13 protein-coding genes are annotated in these 19,099 nt (G+C 39.3%); 12 read left to right on the top strand and 1 reads right to left on the bottom strand.

Features of this window, described 5'->3' with window-relative positions:
- The first annotated feature begins 283 nt into the window (after positions 1-283).
- The 9 genes from I6F53_RS09245 (at position 284) to I6F53_RS09205 (ending at position 12,680) form a co-directional block, all read left to right on the top strand.
- Complete coding sequence (locus I6F53_RS09245; protein WP_007585185.1) at positions 284-1,639, top strand: MFS transporter; 1,356 nt, start codon at positions 284-286, stop codon at positions 1,637-1,639.
- A gap of 62 nt (positions 1,640-1,701) precedes the next feature.
- Complete coding sequence (locus I6F53_RS09240; protein ID WP_197239321.1) at positions 1,702-2,769, top strand: glycoside hydrolase family 43 protein; 1,068 nt, start codon at positions 1,702-1,704, stop codon at positions 2,767-2,769.
- A 387-nt stretch (positions 2,770-3,156) separates the two neighbouring features.
- Positions 3,157-6,186 (top strand): TonB-dependent receptor, encoded by a 3,030-nt coding sequence (locus I6F53_RS09235; RefSeq protein ID WP_197239319.1) that lies wholly within the window; start codon positions 3,157-3,159, stop codon positions 6,184-6,186.
- Between the two features lie 177 nt (positions 6,187-6,363).
- Entirely contained in the window at positions 6,364-7,107 is a 744-nt protein-coding gene (locus I6F53_RS09230) for a SapC family protein (RefSeq protein ID WP_166112547.1), read from the top strand.
- A gap of 10 nt (positions 7,108-7,117) precedes the next feature.
- The gene (locus tag I6F53_RS09225; protein WP_197239316.1) at positions 7,118-8,128 is read left to right on the top strand and encodes a cupin-like domain-containing protein; all 1,011 of its coding nucleotides are present in this window, start codon (positions 7,118-7,120) and stop codon (positions 8,126-8,128) included.
- Positions 8,129-8,150: 22 nt separating this feature from the next.
- Entirely contained in the window at positions 8,151-9,635 is a 1,485-nt protein-coding gene (locus I6F53_RS09220) for a tryptophan halogenase family protein (RefSeq protein ID WP_197239315.1), read from the top strand.
- 5 nt (positions 9,636-9,640) lie between these two features.
- A complete protein-coding gene (locus I6F53_RS09215) occupies positions 9,641-10,351 on the top strand; it encodes a DUF6445 family protein (RefSeq protein WP_197239314.1) in 711 nt (236 codons plus the stop codon).
- A gap of 7 nt (positions 10,352-10,358) precedes the next feature.
- Positions 10,359-11,186, top strand: coding sequence for a ThuA domain-containing protein (locus tag I6F53_RS09210; RefSeq protein ID WP_024611074.1), 828 nt, complete (start codon positions 10,359-10,361; stop codon positions 11,184-11,186).
- A 213-nt stretch (positions 11,187-11,399) separates the two neighbouring features.
- Entirely contained in the window at positions 11,400-12,680 is a 1,281-nt protein-coding gene (locus I6F53_RS09205; RefSeq protein WP_197239312.1) for a glycosyl hydrolase family 8, read from the top strand.
- Positions 12,681-12,848: 168 nt separating this feature from the next.
- On the opposite strand, the gene I6F53_RS09200 is transcribed toward I6F53_RS09205, so the two are convergent.
- Positions 12,849-13,823 carry an SMP-30/gluconolactonase/LRE family protein gene (locus tag I6F53_RS09200; RefSeq protein WP_197239310.1) on the bottom strand — a complete coding sequence of 325 codons (975 nt, stop codon included), beginning with the start codon at positions 13,821-13,823 and terminating at the stop codon, positions 12,849-12,851.
- 115 nt (positions 13,824-13,938) lie between these two features.
- On the opposite strand from I6F53_RS09200, the gene I6F53_RS09195 reads away from it, so the two are divergent.
- From I6F53_RS09195 to I6F53_RS09185, 3 genes are all read left to right on the top strand, one after another.
- The gene (locus I6F53_RS09195) at positions 13,939-15,072 is read left to right on the top strand and encodes an endo-1,4-beta-xylanase (protein ID WP_197239308.1); all 1,134 of its coding nucleotides are present in this window, start codon (positions 13,939-13,941) and stop codon (positions 15,070-15,072) included.
- Between the two features lie 584 nt (positions 15,073-15,656).
- Positions 15,657-17,879 (top strand): endo-1,4-beta-xylanase, encoded by a 2,223-nt coding sequence (locus I6F53_RS09190; RefSeq protein ID WP_197239307.1) that lies wholly within the window; start codon positions 15,657-15,659, stop codon positions 17,877-17,879.
- A 355-nt stretch (positions 17,880-18,234) separates the two neighbouring features.
- Positions 18,235-18,972, top strand: a complete 738-nt coding sequence (locus I6F53_RS09185; protein WP_166419469.1) for a hypothetical protein — start codon at positions 18,235-18,237, stop codon at positions 18,970-18,972.
- The last annotated feature ends 127 nt before the right edge of the window (positions 18,973-19,099 follow it).

The raw sequence follows: 19,099 nt of genomic DNA, 5'->3' as shown, positions 1-19,099 counted from the left end.
AAAACATTTATAAATCCTATCTAAAACAATCACATCTATTTAATTAATCACTTTATACACTGTACCTGTTTTTACGCGTTAACGCCGATATTCGACTTTGGCTTGGTATTGGTTTTTTATTGAACGAATAATACCTTTTTATGTTAGTAAATTTAACGCTTAATTAGCGTCATGTATTAAATAAATTACCGACTGATTAAAAATGTAACATAAATGTTTACATCCGCTAAAAATGCATATAGTATTTTTGACTATATCGATTTGCATTGAAAATTGAGCACACATGAACAACACAAAACACACACTCACAATTAAAGAAAAAATAGGGTACGGCCTTGGTGATACAGCCAGTAATATTGTATTTCAAATGGTCGCTAACTTTATGTTGATATTTTACACCGATGTTTACGGTTTATCTGCAGCCGCTGCGGGTACCTTATTATTAGCGGTTCGTTTATTTGATGGTATTACTGACCCAATAATGGGCAGTATTGCCGATAGAACGCGCAGCCGTTGGGGCTCTTACCGCCCATATATATTATTTTTAGCCGTGCCTTACGGTGTGTTTGCTTGCTTAGCATTTATAACCCCAGATTTTGATTCTACGGGCAAGCTTATATATGCCTACTTTACTTACGGGCTATTAATGACGTGTTATACCGCCATTAATATACCGTACGGCGCACTTGGCGCAGTAATGACAAACGACCCTAAAGAGCGTGCATCGCTTCAGTCATACCGCTTTGCAATGGCAATGGCTGCACTGCTTGTAATTGTATGGGCACTGCCTAAACTGGTTGCTTTTTTTGGTGACGGCGACGATGTAGTAGGTTACCCGCTAGCCATGGTGTTTTTAGGTGGACTTGCCGCGGCTTGTTTTTTACTGTGTTTTAAAATGACCAAAGAAACCAAACAAGTTAAACCCGCGCAAAGTAAAAAGAATGCCTTTCTTGAGTTTTTAAGCTTATTTAAAAACGATCAATGGGTTGTAATAGCCGTTATAAGTCTAGCAACATTAATATTAATTGGCGTTAGAGCCTCTGTAGCACCGCATTATATTAAGTACTACGTAGGAGAAGCCTCACTTACTTCTAACTTTTTAACACTCTCAGCAATTGGCTCAGTACTAGGCGCTGTGTCTACTAACTTTTTAACCAAATTTATTGAAAAGAAAACACTATTTATAGTCGCTTTAGTTGTCGTAATTATTTCTCATAGCATGTTTTACGTACTTGAGAGTGATGCCATAGTCACCATTTTTATCGTCTACTTTATTGCTAACTTTGCCCACATGATAATTACCCCAATTATGTTTTCGATGGTGGCAGATACGGTTGACTACGGGGCATTAAAAATTGGTCGCAGATTAACCGCCGTTACGTTTTCGGGTCATTTATTGGCAATAAAACTAGGCTTTGCAATTGGCGGTGCTATTGCAGGGTGGATATTATCTGGCTATGCATACGTGCCTAATCAAGAACAATCAGAACACACGTTATCAGGCATTTTACTCGCCTTTGCTGGTATTCCAGTAATTTGTACCGTGGCATGTTTAATTTTTATAACACGTTACAAACTTACCGAGCCTGAGGTAAAGCGCATTCAAACGCAGCTGGCTGATAACAAAACCATAAACTAATTTAGCAGTCCACTTTGCACCTTTTAAAAGTGCAAAGTGGGCAGGCAATACTAGGAGTAAAAATGCAAAATACAGCACAAGCAGCACCCCCATCTAATGGATTAAGTGACGCTGAACTTAAACAGTTAAAAGACTTACAACGAGCTAACTCGTTAATACAAAATCATAATGTGTTAGTTGATCACATGTATACCGCCGATCCGTCTGCGCATGTGTTTAACGGCAAAGTGTATATTTATCCGTCGCACGACATTGAATCAAAAAATGAAATTAATGATAACGGCGACCACTTTGCAATGCGCGACTACCATGTGTTTTCGCTGGACGAAAACTCAGGCAAAGCCATAGATCATGGCGTAGCACTTTGTGTAGATGACGTAAAATGGGCAAGCAAGCAAATGTGGGCACCCGATGCAGCGCATAAACTTGGTCAGTATTACCTTTATTTTCCGGCGCGCGATCAGCAAGGTATTTTTAGAATTGGCGTTGCAAAAAGTGACAGCCCAACAGGTCCATTCAAAGCAGAAGATGATTACATTCAAGGGACGTTTAGTATCGACCCAGCTGTATTTGAAGATGACGACTCAAGCCATTATTTGTATTTTGGTGGCTTGTGGGGTGGCCAATTACAAAATTGGCAAACGAGCGAATTTAATGAACAAAACACGTATCCCAAAAATGGTGAACCTGCAATCCCTGCGCGTGTTGCAAAATTATCTGAAGATATGATCAGCCTAAGCGAAGACGTAAAAGAGGTTGTTGTATTAGATGAGAGCGGCTCGCCAATTACAGTGTGCGATAATAACCGCCGCTTTTTTGAAGGCCCTTGGGTACACAAACACAACGGTGTTTATTACTTTTCGTACTCAACGGGCGATACACACAAAATTGTATACGCTACGGGCGATAACCCATACGGACCATTTACCTATCAGGGCGTTATTTTAAACCCAGTACTTGGTTGGACCACGCACCACTCAATTGTTAAGCACAATGATGGTTGGTTTTTATTTTATCACGACAGTACGTTGTCGGGCGGGCAAACCCATTTACGCAGTATGAAAATGGCTAAGCTCGAACACGACTCAAACGGAAAAATTCAAACAATAAGCCCATATGAACACGCTTAATAAAAATAGTTATAAACAATGCAAATTATCTGCGTGAGCACTGCAACGCCTTTCATTTGCATAAAAAAGATATAGTCAATATGACCATTAATTTATTTTGTTAATGGTCGATTTAAGAGGAAGCTGAGGACATATGACAAAATGAAAATATTTTAAAGTAAAAAATTAGCACAAAGAATTAGCATAAACTTGATGATATTTAATGTTTTTTAGTTAAGTAGCACATGTTTAAAACTGGTTGTGGTCTTTGTAAAACGTTTAAAACATACACACACAATAATTATTTATTGACCGTAAAATGAAACAAATAGTTTACAATTATGTTTCGAGTAATTCTTAAAGTCTTGCAGTACGTCAATAATAATTTAATAAGAAAAAGGCATCATGATGTTTAAGAAAAAGATAATTTCAACAGCCATACTCGCTGCAATGGGTACCGTTACGCTTCCTCACCAAAGCTACGCTGCAGAAACCGTTGCCGATGAAGATGTAGAAATAATACAAGTAACAGGCATTAGAGGTTCATTGCAGCGCTCTATGGATGTTAAACGCGATTCTTCTGGTATTGTCGATGCAATTTCGGCTGAGGATATGGGGAAATTTCCTGATACCAATCTTGCTGAATCACTACAACGTATTACCGGCGTATCAATAGATAGAGCGGGCGGTGAAGGTAGCCGCGTAACAGTACGTGGATTTGGACCTGCTAATAACTTAATTACAATTAATGGCCGCCAACTTCCAAATACAACAGGTGACCGTACATTTGATTTTGCAAATGTCGCATCTGAAAGCGTATCGGGCGTGCAAGTTTATAAAACATCAGACGCAAGTGTTACTTCAGGTGGCATTGGTGCAACTATAAACTTAACAACCAACAGACCCTTAAATAGCCCAGGTATAAAAGCATCGTTTGGCGTTAAAGCTGTAGACGATCAATCTACCGACGAGGGTAGCATTACACCAGAGGTAAGCGGTTTATATTCGCAAACATTTGGGGATGACAAGTTTGGTATTTCGATTTCAGGTAGCTACCAAGACCGTGAAAGCGGTATGCAACAGTTTATTCAAGATCAAGGCTACAGAGCATCTGATTACACAAATACAGGATGGGGCGGCGTACCTGCAGGCGCTGAAGGCGGAACAAACAGACCTACATCAGGCATTTACTCAAACCCGCAACAACCACGTTATGTGTTTGAAGAGCGTCAACGTGAACGTGTAAATGGTCAGTTGGTATTTCAATATCAACCTGTTGAAAATATTACAGCAACCCTTGATTACACGGGCTTTAAAACAACCGTTGAAGAGCAGCACACTGATGCTTCAGTATGGTTTAACTACGCTGGCGACAGAAGTGAATCTGTTTGGGCGGGCGAGCCTAACGCGTATCCACTTATTTACTCAGAAATTTATGACATTCAAAGTGATGCCGACTACCGCGATACGTCGCTTACGGTAGGTTCTTGGGGTCGCGAAGAAAAAACAGATTCATTAGGCTTTAACCTAGAATGGGCGGTATCGGATCAGCTTAACCTAGAATTTGATCACCACAGTTCAAAAGCATCAATGAAAGCAACTGATCCACGCCACGGTACACGTAATAATATTCAGTTACCGTCGTACACACGTTCGCGCTCAGGGCTTGATTTAACCGGTGACTTACCAGGTATTGCTATTGGTAACATTGAAAATTTCACGCCAGAAACCATGCGTTTATCGGGTAGCTGGTTTGCAAACGACAAATACGATTCAGAAATCGATCAAACACAAATCTCAGGTAAGTACTTCTTTGACGACAGTTTAAGTATTGATTTTGGCGTTGCGGTTAATAAAGTAAATAACCATTATCGTCATACGCAAGTACAGCGCCCAGATTGGGGTGGAGTTGGTGTTGAGGGCGACTTTGCTGATATCGATTGGCGCCAAGATACTATTTTAGATAAGTTTCAAGCTAAAGCGGGTAACTTTGAAGGCACTGCAACACAAGGCGAATACGATTTATTTAATACAATCTTTTTTGCCGACTTTGATGCGATTGTAAATGCTGCCGAGTTTGCTGACCCTGTTGCCAACGTAGATAACCTTTACGGTGATTGTAAAGCAGCGGCTGGCGCAGCGGCAGGTCCAAATGGCGAAGGACAATTTTGTGCCTCAACCGATTGGGATGCAGCAACAAACCGCTTTACTGAAGAAAAAACGCAGTCTGCTTTTGCACAAGTAAATTACAAAGGCGAATTGAGCGGCATGTTCTTCGATCTACAAGTTGGCTTACGCTACGAAAAAACAGACGTATATTCTAAAGCAACCGCACCCGGCTACAGCCGCGTAGAATGGAACGAAGATACAGCCACATCAGTAACGGGTGTTACCGGTATTGAAACGCTAAGCCAATCGGCAGATTACAGCCAGTTCCTGCCAAATATTAATTTTAATATTGAAGTAGTTGAAGATGTAATGATCCGCGCAGCGGCGAGCAAAACTATTTCAAGAGCGGGTTATGGTCAGCTGCAAGGCGGCACAACTATTAATACCGGCGGTAGTTTAAGTGGTTATTCGGGTGGGTCTGGTAATCCAGGACTTAAACCGCTTGAATCAATTAACTACGACTTATCAAGTGAATGGTATTACGGCGAAGGAAGCTATATTTCGTTTGGTTACTTTAAAAAAGACGTAACAAACTGGATAACTACAGGCACTATCGACTCAAATATATTTAACTTAGCGGATCCATTAAATGGTGAAAAATTTAGAGCTGCATCAAGTGCTCTAGGTGGTAATGCATCTAACGAAGACATCAGAAATTACATATTTGAAAACTTTGCTGATGATCCAAATGTGCAACCTAAATTTGATGAAGATGGTGAGTTAGACGGCGGCACAATTGTTGGTGACCCAGACTCAGATGATCCAATTAACTTTAGAATAAACGTGCCTGTAAATGGCGACCAAGAATACACCATTGATGGCTTTGAATTTAATATTCAGCACTTATTTGGTGAGTCAGGCTTTGGCGGTATTTTCAACTACACCATGGTTGACTCGGGTCTTGAATACGACAACGATTCGCTAGAGGATACAGAAGCACTCGTAGGGTTAAGTGATACTGCAAACGTGGTGTTCTTTTACGATAAAGAAGGCTTACAAGCACGTATTGCGTATAACTGGCGCGACTCGTTTTTAAATGAACGTCGTGTAAATGGCGATTTAACCGCACCAATTTACACCGATGAGTATTACCAAATAGACTTTAACGTAAGTTACGAAGTACCAGCAGTAGAGGGGCTTACTGTATTTATTGAAGGTATAAACATTACCGACGAGTACGTAACATCGTACGGGCGTAAGCAACAGTTGATTTATAACATCACTCAAACAGGCTCTCGTTACGGTTTAGGTGTTCGTTATAATTTTTAATAAATTACCTTTGTAGCAACCTTATAAAAGCCGCATTTTGCGGCTTTTTTATTTGCCTAAATTAACCTAGTAATAATAATATCCAGCTGTTATAGTCAATGTGAATTTAACTTATTAGTTACATTTAATGTGTAGCAATAGGTAAAGGCACACAACAACAATTGGAGCACACAATCCATGGCCAATCATGCATTATTAAATAATGTTGAACATCAGCATTTAAAAATAAACCCTGCACGCAGCACACACCTAGGTGACGGGGTTTGGTACAGCGAAACATTTGTGAGTGAATTTAGAGTCGCTCAAGCACATTACCCAATATTTTTTACCAAAGACGATACAACAAATACATTTTCGCCGGTGTGTTTATACGGCATAAACAAAGACGAAAACTTATTTTTAGTAAACCAACAATGGCAAGCACACTACATTCCGCTCAGCATGCAGCGACTGCCTTTTGCTATTGCGACTCAAAATACAATGCAAAACGGTGTAGCAACGCAAGAGCGCATGCTTAGTATTGATTTAGACTCGCCAAAAGTGTCAACAAAGCAGGGTATTAACTTATTTTTAGAACACGGCGGGAATAGTGATTACCTCGAAAATATAATAAACGTGCTCGACAGCCTTCATCACGGCCTACAACAAAACCAGCCCTTTATTAAAACCTTAATTAAACATGGTTTGCTTGAATCGGTATCGCTAGAGCTTGATTTAGTAAACGGGCTTAAACATAACTTACTTGGTTTTTATACCATAAACGAAGAGTCGCTTAACCAGCTAAGTAGCGATGCAATTACACAGCTGCATTCGCAAGGATATTTAGCGTGTATATACATGATCATTGCATCGCAAGTACATGTGCGTGATTTAGTGGCGCTTAAAAACGAGCAACTTATGCTACAAAAGCACGCTGTGTAAGTACTTAGCTATGGAAAATTTAGCAAATAATATCCAAACGCTGAGTGGCTTAACTCCCAGGACGTTACCCAAGGAGCTTTTAAACTCGCCTGTGCCTATTGTACTAAAAGGGTTTGTAAGCGAATGGCCCCTAGTTATTGCTGCTAAAAAATCTGATGCTGCAGCAATTGATTATTTAACGCCGTTTTACGAAGGTTTTTTAGTTAATACTTGCACAATACCCGCCAGTCAAAGCGGGGTTGTAGGGTATAACCCCGATATGAGCGGTTTTAACTTTACTAATCAGCAAGCGCCATTTATTAACGCGCTTGAGCAAATAACGCAAACTGCAAATAACCCACACGCAGATACGCTATACATTGGCTCTACTAGCATTGCACAATGCTTACCTTCTTTGGTTGATCACTGCCACGTTAATGCGTTAAGCGAAGGCTGTTTATTTAATGTGTGGGCAGGCGGTAAGGTTACCGTGCCAGCACATTACGACGTAGCGCAAAATTTAGCGTGTTGCGTTGCAGGTAAAAGGCGTTTTACTTTATTTCCCCCCGATCAAATCGATAATTTATATGTAGGCCCGCTTGATAAAGCACCAGGTGGTCAGCCTATAAGTTTAACCACCACAACTGCACCTAACTTTAAGCAGTTTCCTAAGTTTGAACAGGCAATAAAAGCGGCAATTACCGTTGACTTAGAGGCGGGCGATGCACTTATTTTACCCAGTATGTGGTGGCACCAAGTAGAGGGGCTTGGCAGTTTAAATATTCTGTTTAATTATTGGTTTAAAAATACGCCAGCGGTTTATGGTCAACCGACTAATGCACTGCACCTTGCTATTTTAAACATACGTAATTTACCAAAGCATGAGCGCGCAGCATGGCAACGTTTGTTTAATTACTACGTATTTGCCGATAACGAATTTACCCACATATCAACGCCTGCACAGTCTATTTTAGCAAAGCCAATGGATGAGCTTACAGCGCGTAAATTAAGAGCCGAATTACAAAATAAATTAAGACGCTAAGCGTACTTGTAAGGTTTGAAATATGAATCAAAATGCAATTAAAAAAATCGTAATAGCAGGTGGCGGCACCGCCGGTTGGATGTGCAGCGCTGCAATGGCAAAGCTGCTAGGTAAAAATATTGAAGTGTGCTTAGTTGAATCTGATTTAATACCGACCGTAGGAGTCGGTGAGTCAACTATCCCTACGCTGCATATATTTCATGATTTACTAAAAATTAGTGAATCAGAATTTATGGCAGCCACTAACGCCACGTTTAAATTAGGCATATCGTTTGAGGGCTGGAAACAAAACCAGCAAAGCTACTTTCACTCATTTGGTTATGTGGGGCAAGGTTGTTGGGCTGCAGGTTTTCAGCACTTTTGGCTAAAAGGTATGCAACAAGGTGTAGCAGCCGATATTGGTGATTATTGCACAGAGCACGTAGCAAGTCGCTTGGGTAAATTTGCCGTAGTGCCGAATCAAGACCGTAACCATGCTTATCAGTTAGATGCTGGCTTGTATGCTAAATTTTTACGAAGTTTTGCACAGCAAAACGGCGCTAAACGTATAGAAGGCATGATAAGTAAAGTTAACTTAGAGCCCACTAATGGCTTTATAAAATCGCTTACTTTAGGTGATGGGCAAATTATTGAGGGCGATTTATTTATAGATTGCACCGGCTTTAAAGGCTTATTAATAGAGCAAGCGCTACACACTGGATACGAAGATTGGAGCCATTGGCTGCCGTGCGACAGTGCAGTAGCAGTACAAACCGAATTAGTAAGCCCAATAGTGCCATACACGCGCGCCATGGCACACAAATGTGGTTGGCAGTGGCAAATACCGCTGCAAAGCCGCCGTGGTAATGGCTTAGTATTTTGTAGTAAATACATGAGCGATGAAGAGGCAAAAGCAGCGCTCCTTAATAATGTAGAAGGCAAACCCATTAATGAGCCGCGCGTTATAAAATATCGCACCGGTACACGACGTAAACATTGGAACAAAAACTGTGTGGCTATTGGCTTAGCCAGTGGTTTTATAGAGCCGCTTGAATCAACCAGTATTCATTTAATTCAGCAAAGCATTATTAGATTAATGCAAAACATGCCAACCAAAGCAATCGAGTCGTGCTATCAAGATGACTTTAATAACAAAATGCGCTTTGAGGCGGAAAATATCCGCGACTTTATTGTGCTGCATTACCACGTAACGCAGCGCACCGACAGCGACTTTTGGCGTTACTGTAAAAACATGCCAATACCAGAATCGCTTGCCAAACGCCTTGAGCTATTTAAGCAAAGTGGGCATGTTTATAAAGCAGAGCAAGAGCTATTTGGCGAAGCATCGTGGTTACAAGTGATGTTAGGGCAAGGGCTAATGCCGCAAAATTATCACCCCATTGTAGATAGCATGAGCGATGATGAGCTAAAGCGCTTTTTAGAATCAATAAAAAATCATGCAGCTAAAAAGGCAAATAGCTTACCGAGTCACATTGATTTTATTAATCATTATTGCAAGGCTAAGTAAGTTTTATGCTAACACTTGGCAATAACTTACAGCCGCAGTATGAGTTTATAGGGCGAGAGAAAACGCCAATTATTATAATTGACGACTACCTTAGTGAGCCGCAAAAACTTATAAAATTAGCGCAAAGTGCTGCTCAAAGTAATGGAGAGTTTAAACCCGACGAACTCACTCAATACCCAGGTTTACGTATGCCGCTGCCAAAGCAATGTGTGGTTGATTACTTAAAGCCTCTTATACAGGGGTTTTATAACGTATTTAATATTGGGCAAACACTTACCCCATACCCAAAAGATAATGCCTTATCGTTAATTACTAAAACGGAGCAGCAGCTATCACCAATACAAACCTTGCCACACTTTGATACCAACGATCCTAACCTAATTGCCATTATTCATTACCTTGGAGAGGGGCCGCATGGCGGAACGGGGTTTTTTAGGCATAAAAAAACAGGGTTTGAAACAATAAGCACAAAGCGCAAAAACACGTATTTAACGCATGCTCAACACATTCTTGAGTGCAGTAACACAAAACCTAGTTACTGCACCCCACAGCACAGTGAGTTTGAATGCTACAAGCACATACCCTACAAGCCAAATAGGCTTATTGTGTTTCCTGGGTATTTGCTGCACACCAGTTTACTTAATACAGCCACCGATATTTCACCGTGTCCACAAACAGGGCGGTTAACGGCCAATATGTTTGTTCATTTTAAATAGGAATACTATGTTTTTTTCTTTACCTAGATTCGCATATAAGGGTTGGCTATTAAGCTTTGTTGTATTGGCGCTGAGTATGGCAACAGTGCAAAAAAGTCATGCTACAGGGTTTGATACCCTCCCTAAAAAGCAATTTAATGTGCTGCTATTTACAAAAACCGCAGGGTGGCACCATAAGTCGCAAACCGAAGGCGTTAAAGCGCTAGAAGGCTTAGCCGATAAGCACTTTTTTAATTTAATTTGGCACGAAGAAAGCCATTATTTTAACGACGATTACTTAAAAAATGTTGATGTAGTAGTGTTTTTATCAACCACAGGCGATATTTTAAACCCAAAAGAGCAAGCCGCGCTTGAACGATTTGTAAAAGCAGGTAAAGGCTTTGTGGGTATTCATAGCGCATCAGACACCGAATACGATTGGCTGTGGTATCAAAAGCTGGTGGGGCGCACCTTTAACATTCATCCTGTTATTCAAACCGGTGTATTAAGCAAAGTGCCTAATACTAACTTTATTGGCTTAAGCCATATGCCGCAGGAAATGCTTTGGACTGACGAGTGGTACGAGTTTGGGCCAGAGCTCACTAAGTTAAACTACTTACTCACGGTTGATGAGCAAACTTACAACCCAACTGCCGATTGGGGTAATAACAAAACAGGCTCAGGCATGGGATCGTTTCATCCTATTTCGTGGTATCACAATTACGATGGCGGCCGCTCATTTTATACCGCTCTTGGGCATACTAATGCGGTGTATAGCAGTGAGTTTTTAACCGAACATATTTATGGCGGTATTTATTGGGCTGCAACAGGTAAAGGGTTAAAAAGCAGTAATTAATGAATAACTCATAAATGTACTTTTTAGTTTTATTTACATCGTTCAAGGCCGCTTTTTTAAGCGGCCTTTTGCATTTTAGGCACTGTGTAAACACCTCACTCATTTAACTTAGTTTATAAAATAAACAAATAGTTTTGAGAATTGCTTGATCAAATGGTCAAAAAGACTATATTAAATTTGCACGCTGATATAATTCAAATAAAGAGGATAAACATGAAAGTATTTTTTAAAATAATAACTTTATTGTTAACACTAATAAGCTATCAATCTCTTGCTGCATTTAATAATAACCCATCGAGTGTAGGCGCCGACAGCTCGGGTACATACCGTAACCTTGCTCAAGAAATGGGTAAAACGAACATACAGCAAAAGGTGAATAGTACTTTTAACAATATGTTTGGAAGTAATAATACCCAGCAATTGTATTACCCATACTCAGAAAATGGCGCATATAAAGCACACTACATAAAAGCAATTAACCCAGGCGAAGGTGACGATATAAGAACAGAAGGGCAATCGTGGGGAATGACCGCCGCTGTCATGCTTAACAAACAAGAAGAATTTGATAACCTATGGCGCTTTGCTAAAGCGTATCAAAAAAATCCAGACAATCACCCTGATGTAAAAAAACAAGGTGTTTACGCGTGGAAACTAAAGCTTAATCAAAACGGTTTTGTTTATAAAGTAGATGAAGGCCCGGCACCTGATGGTGAAGAATACTTTGCTTTTGCATTACTTAATGCGTCAGCTCGTTGGGGTAATTCGGGCGAATTTGATTATTATGCCGATGCTATTACCATGTTAAATACAATTAAAAACAAGCTGATGCAAAACCAAATAATCCGTTTTTCACCTTACATTGATAACCTAACAGACCCTTCTTATCATATACCTGCATTTTACGACTACTTTGCAAATAACGTGACTAATCAAGCTGACAAAAATTACTGGCGACAAGTGGCTACAAAAAGTAGAACCTTACTTAAAAACCATTTTACAAAAGTGAATGATAATCCGCATTGGAACTTACCTACATTTTTATCGCGCTTAGATGGCAGCCCTGTTATTGGTTACATTTTTAACGGCCAAGCAAACCCAGGTCAATGGTATGAGTTTGATGCATGGCGCGTAATTATGAATGTTGGCTTAGACGCGCACTTAATGGGTGCTCAGGCGTGGCATAAAAATGCAGTTAATAAAGCACTTGGCTTTTTAAGTTATGCAAAAACAAACAACAGTAAAAACTGTTACGAGCAAGTGTATTCGTACGGTGGAGCGCAAAACAAAGGCTGCGCAGGCGAAGGACAAAAAGCCGCGAATGCAGTAGCGTTACTTGCTTCAACAAACACTGGGCAAGCAAATGAGTTTTTTAACGACTTTTGGTCTTTATCACAACCAACGGGTGACTACCGTTACTATAATGGTTCGTTATATATGTTAGCTATGCTGCATGTATCGGGTAACTTTAAGTTTTATAACAACACGTTTAATTAAAATAACAATACCTAAGCAGCAAAAGCCTAAGTAGCAAAAATCTAAGTAGTAAAAGCTTAGGCAGCAAAACCTAGGTAATAAAAAACCGGTGTAACCAAGTTACACCGGTTTTTTATGTATAACGAGTAAGCTAACTTTTCTCTTTAATAAGTTGCTTAACTAATTTAGCTAATTAGCCAAACCCGCTACTTTTACATCAAGCGTAAACAAGCCCTTAGCGGTGGTTATTAATAATGTTTTTCGGTCTTTACCACCAAACGCAAGGTTGGTTACATTAGGGCCAAGTTCAATTCTATCGATAAACGCGCCACTTGGCGTGTAAATATTAATAACGCCTTTGCTGTGGCTACTTACGTAAATATTGCCAGCAGAGTCTACTTTTATACCATCTGGCGAGGTTACTTTAATAAAGTCTTCGCGCGGTGAAATCTCACCGTTTTTATCAATAGTGTATTTACTTACACGGTTACTAAAGTCGCCAACATAAAGAGTATGTTGATCTGGGGATAGTGCAACACCGTTGGGTTTTTCAAGAGTGGCGTCAATTAAACTAAGTACGCCTGTATTACTTAACTTATACACACCGGTATAAGGCATTTGTTGAGTGCGTTCGCCTATTTGCCAGTTAGGATCGGTAAAAAATATATCGCCATTTTTATGCATAGTCATATCGTTTGGCGAGCTAAAGCTCAGCCCATCAAATTCATTAACTATTATGGTATTAGTTTTACTTTTTATATTAATTTTAGAAAGCGACTGCGTATTATGGTTAAGCGTGTAGAGGCTATCGTTTTTTGCATACAGGCCATTTGTACCACTGTGTTCTAAATAAGTAGTAAGGATATTGGGCAGCACTAATTTATAAATGGTCGAGTCGGGGCCGAGTGCTTGCGAGCTTGCAAAGTTCATTTCTGAAAAATAAAACGCATTGTCTTGGCTTGACCACGTAGGCCCTTCTAAAAACAAAAGCTCGTCACTAACAAGTGTGGGTGTTACGCCCTTTATTAATGGTGACTGCTGATTGCTTTGGCTGTTTACAGCGTTTAACAAAGGTGTATTTTCAAGTTGTTGTGCCAGCGCTGCTTTATTAAAACAGAGCATTAATACAACTAAACTTAGCGTTTTTTTGTGTGTTTTTAGCATGGACGTTTACTCAGGTTTGTTTAATTTATAATTAATGGTCATTTTGACTATATCATTTATTTTTTTCGTTGTATGATATTTATTGAAAATAATAACGATTCAACGGAGCACACACATGCATAAAAAACACACACTCGGCCTGCTTTTACTTGCAGGGTCTTTAAGCGTAAACGCTGCACAAGACCAAGCCCTTAAAAACACCTTTGCAGACTCATTTAAAATGGGGGTTGCTGTAAACCAAGATATAGTGACAGGCAAAAACGCAGCCGCGCAGTCAATTATTGCTAAGCAATTTAATACAGTCACCCTAGAAAACGCCATGAAAGCAGAAGTAATTTATCCGCAAAAAGGTAAGGTTGATTTTAGTGGTGCAGATGCGTTTATAGATTTTGCCAAGCAAAATAACATGTTTACCGTAGCTCACACCTTAGTGTGGCATAACCAAACGCCTGACTGGTTTTTTACAAATAGCAAAAATGAGCCAAATACCCCAGCAGAGCAGTTAGAGCAAATGCGCAAACACATAGAGCTGGTAGCAGGGCGCTATAAAAACAAAGTAGATGCGTGGGATGTAGTAAACGAAGTAATTGCTGATGACGGATCTTATCGACCAACTGTGTGGGTTAACCGCGTAGGTGATGGCGATACAATGGTAAAAGCCGCGTTTAAATACGCTCAGCAGTATTCACCTAATACTGAGCTTTACTACAACGACTTTAATGCATGGCGACCAGAAAAAAGAGACGGCATTGTACGTATGATCAAAATGCTGCAAAAAGAAGGTATCCGCATTGATGGCATTGGCATACAAGCGCATTGGGGGCTTAACTTTCCTAAAATGCAATACATTGAACAAGCTATTGATGCATACGCCGCGCTGGGTATAAAAGTGATGATCACCGAGCTTGATATAGACGTGCTGCCTTTAACAAAAGAAGGGCAGATTACCGGCACCGATATGATGAAACCACAGTTTCAGTTAGAAGAGTTTGAAACCTACCTCGACCCTTACAAAAATGGTTTACCTAGCGACGTAGAGGCGCAATTAAACGCCCGTTATAAAGCCTTGTTTGAACTGTTTTATGCAAAACGCGACAAAATAGACCGCGTAACCTTTTGGGGGTTACACGACGGTATGTCGTGGAAAAACGACTACCCAATCCCAAACAGGACAAACTACCCATTACTATGGGATCGTAATTTAAACCCTAAGCCAGTTATTAAAACCATTGCTGAAGTAGTTCAGTAAATCGCATTGTGTAGTCAAAGCCGGCTATTTTTAAATACTCGGCTTTTTTTGTTTGAAAATTTTCACATAGGGGCAAATAAAAGTCACTTTACTAAGTGATGAGCTGGCAAACCTTGAACTTACCTAAGTAATACAAGTGCAAATATCACTTACACCTTCTATTTAATTATTTTCTTCAAACTCAAATAAAACTCAAAGCAAACGCAATATGAAGTGGGTTAAATTTTAACCTTGATCCTTATTGTTAAATAGACTATAACAATGTTGGTTTTAGGTTAATTTAATGATTGTATATTCACACACACGATATAGAACAATAAAAATTTAATTTAAGCCTTAACTATAACTCAATGATTTTAAATTTATATTTGTACCCTTGTACAAGGTAAATATTAACGTTTGAAGAGATATTAAAATAATAAATATAAATGACTGTTTGTTTTTCTAATTAGTTGTAGTCATATTGAATAATAGTTTCTGATGATGCAGTACAAATACTCTTATCATATTTTATTCACTCAAATGTCTTTACTGCGCCTAATTTAAAAGCGACTCATTTATTGCTTTAGTCTAAGGAATAAAAAATGAATAAATCGATTTTTCGTAACACCGGATTAGTGACCTTAGTGTCACTTTTAATGGCGTGCGGGGGGAATAATAAAGATACACCGGTGCCTGAACCCATACCGGAAGTAGTAGCCCCTGATACTCCAGAGCCTGAAGCGCCAATAGCAGCTGAAATAACAAATGGCGGGTTTGAAGAAGACACCGCAGGGCAAACAACACCTGTCGGAAATTGGGTATTTAGGCCAACACAAGAATCAAGCGCAACTTCTACTATAGAAGTAATAGAATCCGAAGAAGGCGTTAATACTTACAAAGGCACAAAAGCAGTTGAGGTGAGCGTTAATACATTGGGTGACAACCCGTGGGGTATTGAAATAGCTTATGAAGACCTTCCTATTACCGGAGGTAAAAATTATGAGTTTAGTGTTTGGGCCAAAGGTGAAGAGGGAACCAGTGCCGATTTTTGGATTCAAACGCCTGCGCCAGATTACGGTCAACTTAGCCTAGTAAAAGAAACACTCACAGGCGAGTGGCAAAAAATAACATTAACAGCTGCAACGGCCGAAGCTGACTCTTTAGTAAGGCTGGCAATTCACTTTTCAAAAGAAGAGAACATTAATAAGTCTATATACCTAGACGAATTTTCAGGCTTTATTTTAGACGATGTCCCAGCACAAGAAATACCTGATGTTCAATATAGCGAAGTAACAGCACAAAGTTTAAAAGCATTGGCACCTAATTTTAATATTGGCGTGGCTGTGCCAGCGGGTGGTTTTGGTAACAGCATAATAGATAGACCAGAAATTAAAACGATTATTGAACAACACTTTAATCAGCTCTCGGCTGAAAATATTATGAAGCCTACCTATTTACAACCAACCCAAGGCGAATTTTTTTACGATGATTCTGATGAGCTAGTTAACTACGCCAAAGACAACTCACTCACTGTGCATGGCCATGTTTTTGTGTGGCACTCGCAAATTGCGCCTTGGATGCAAAGTTTTCAAGGTGATAAAGCCGCGTGGATAACCATGATGGAAAACCACATCACTCAAGTTGCCACTCACTTTGAAGAAAAAGGCGATAACGATACCGTAGTTAGCTGGGATGTAGTTAACGAAGCGTTTATGGAAAATGGTAAATACCGTGGTGAAAAAACCACTGACGACAGCGCCGACGAATCTGTATGGTTTGAAAATATAGGATCCGAATTTTTACCATTAGCCTATAAAGCAGCAAGAGCGGCCGATCCTGATGCCGACTTATACTACAATGATTACAACCTGATTTGGAATGCTGATAAATTAGATGCCGTTATATCTATGGTTAACGATTTTCAAAACAATGGCGTGCCTATTGATGGTATAGGGTTTCAATCTCATATTTCACTTAACAGCCCTGACATTTCAACCATTCAGGCACATCTTCAAAAAGTGGTCGATATTCGCCCTAAAATTAAAGTAAAAATTACCGAGCTAGATGTTCGTATGAACAACGAAGGCGGCATTCCTCTAACTTACCTAACCAGTGAAAGAGCGGATGAACAAAAGCAGTATTACTATGATATTGTTAAAACATACCTAGAAACTGTACCTGAAGATCAACGCGGTGGCATAACTATTTGGGGCGTAATTGACGAGGATAGCTGGTTACAAAACTGGCCAGAGCCGACAACAGAATGGCCACTGTTATTTTTTAATGACTTTACTGCAAAACCTGCCTTACAAGGATTTGCTAATGCATTAAAAGAGTTAATTGAAGTTGTACAACCAGCACCTTCATCAGAGCTGCTAACTAATGGCGACTTTGAAGCCGGACTTGATTCATGGCAAGCGCGTGGCAGTGCAAGCATAACCTTAGAGTCAACCCAAGCTCATAGCGGTAATTATAGCGCTTTAGTACAAGGGCGAACTGAAACGTGGAATGGGATACAAAAGGATGTAAAAGGCTTATTTACAGCAGATAAAACCTATAACGTATCTGCATGGGTTAAGTTATCTGACGATACCAGTACCGTTTCACCAGATATAAAACTCACACTACAAATAGAGCACACTAGCACTGAATACCTTGAGTTGACGCCTGTTACAACAGTTGCAGCAGGCGACTGGATACAGTTATCGGGTACTTACACTCATTCAATTACAACGCAGGAAAGCGCCGCTTTACTTTATGTTGAGTCAAGTGAACTCACCGCTGACTTTTATGTGGATGATGTATCGGTAACCTTGGTCGAATAAAAACCTAGCTAAAGGAAATTAACCCCAGATTAAATAGTCTGTATTTTTATACAGACTATTTTTTTGCGCGGGCTTTAATTGTTTATGCTGGATGCAGCAGGGTAGCTTGTGTATTCAAAACCGAATATTTTTAAATGCTCCTCTATTTTATGTTTTCGGGGTTTTTCACAAAAATAAAAAATGAGAAGTGCCTCATGACTTTAAAGCATCATAGAAAGAGCATAGGGCTTAAAGTTTATAGCTAGTAATACGTTGTAGTATTTGGTACTAATACGGGAAATAAATACAATAATACATTTATCAGAAAACGAGATTTATTTATAACAGATAGATAGTTGCATAAGGATATATTATCGTGAATTGGATAGCTGCTTTTAATCGACTTTTCCTACTTTTAGATAAAAGTAATACACCTGCATACCATAGTGGGAATAGTTTCATTAAAGTGATTCAGCAATATGATAGAGAACAGCCTAGTTATTCTCTATATATTAAAGAAAGAAATAATCGAGGCCTTAGTACTACCAGGAAAGACTTTTATTGGGATATTTTAATTGGTTTAGATGACTCAGTGCGATTAGATGTTTTCAGAACTTTTATCGATATTATTTCCCCGCATTTTCCTACTGAAACTGATGAGCTTAAATCATATTTATTTAGCTCTGGCAATCCAGTTCCTCAAGTTGTAATTCCGCAAGATAACTGGAATTCTGAAAAATTAAATACACTAATAAAAAGAATAGATAACGCTATTGACCAGCAGAACTACAATCATTCAATGACATTATCGTATACATGTTTGGAAGGTTTATATAAAGCTTATGTATATAAGCATTTACCTCAAAGTTCTCAGTTAAGTGAATTAATACCTTTATCGAAACTTGTACGAGACGATATAACTACAAAATTGAATGCTATTGGGCCTTTTCCGCAGAATATGGTTACAAGTATTTCAACGCTTACAAGTGCGATAGGGAATTCACGAAATGGTTTTAGTGATTCTCATTTTGATAATGAATCGAATAAATGGCTAGCTAGTTATAGCCGAGATTTAGTGAACTCCATAGGGAGGTTGATTTTGCACTTTCTATGAAATAATAAAAATTAATTCATGAATGAGTGTAAATTTTAACGGCTCTTTGTTACTAAATAAAATGTATGATAGATAATTAAAAACAGCCTGATCTCACATCAGGCTGTTTTGTTTTCCTCTAAAAGCG

This window comes from Pseudoalteromonas sp. SWN29, from assembly GCF_015864465.1.
Lineage (GTDB): Bacteria > Pseudomonadota > Gammaproteobacteria > Enterobacterales > Alteromonadaceae > Pseudoalteromonas.
The sequence above is the reverse complement of the archived record's forward strand: the minus strand, read 5'-3'. Positions and strand labels throughout refer to the sequence as shown.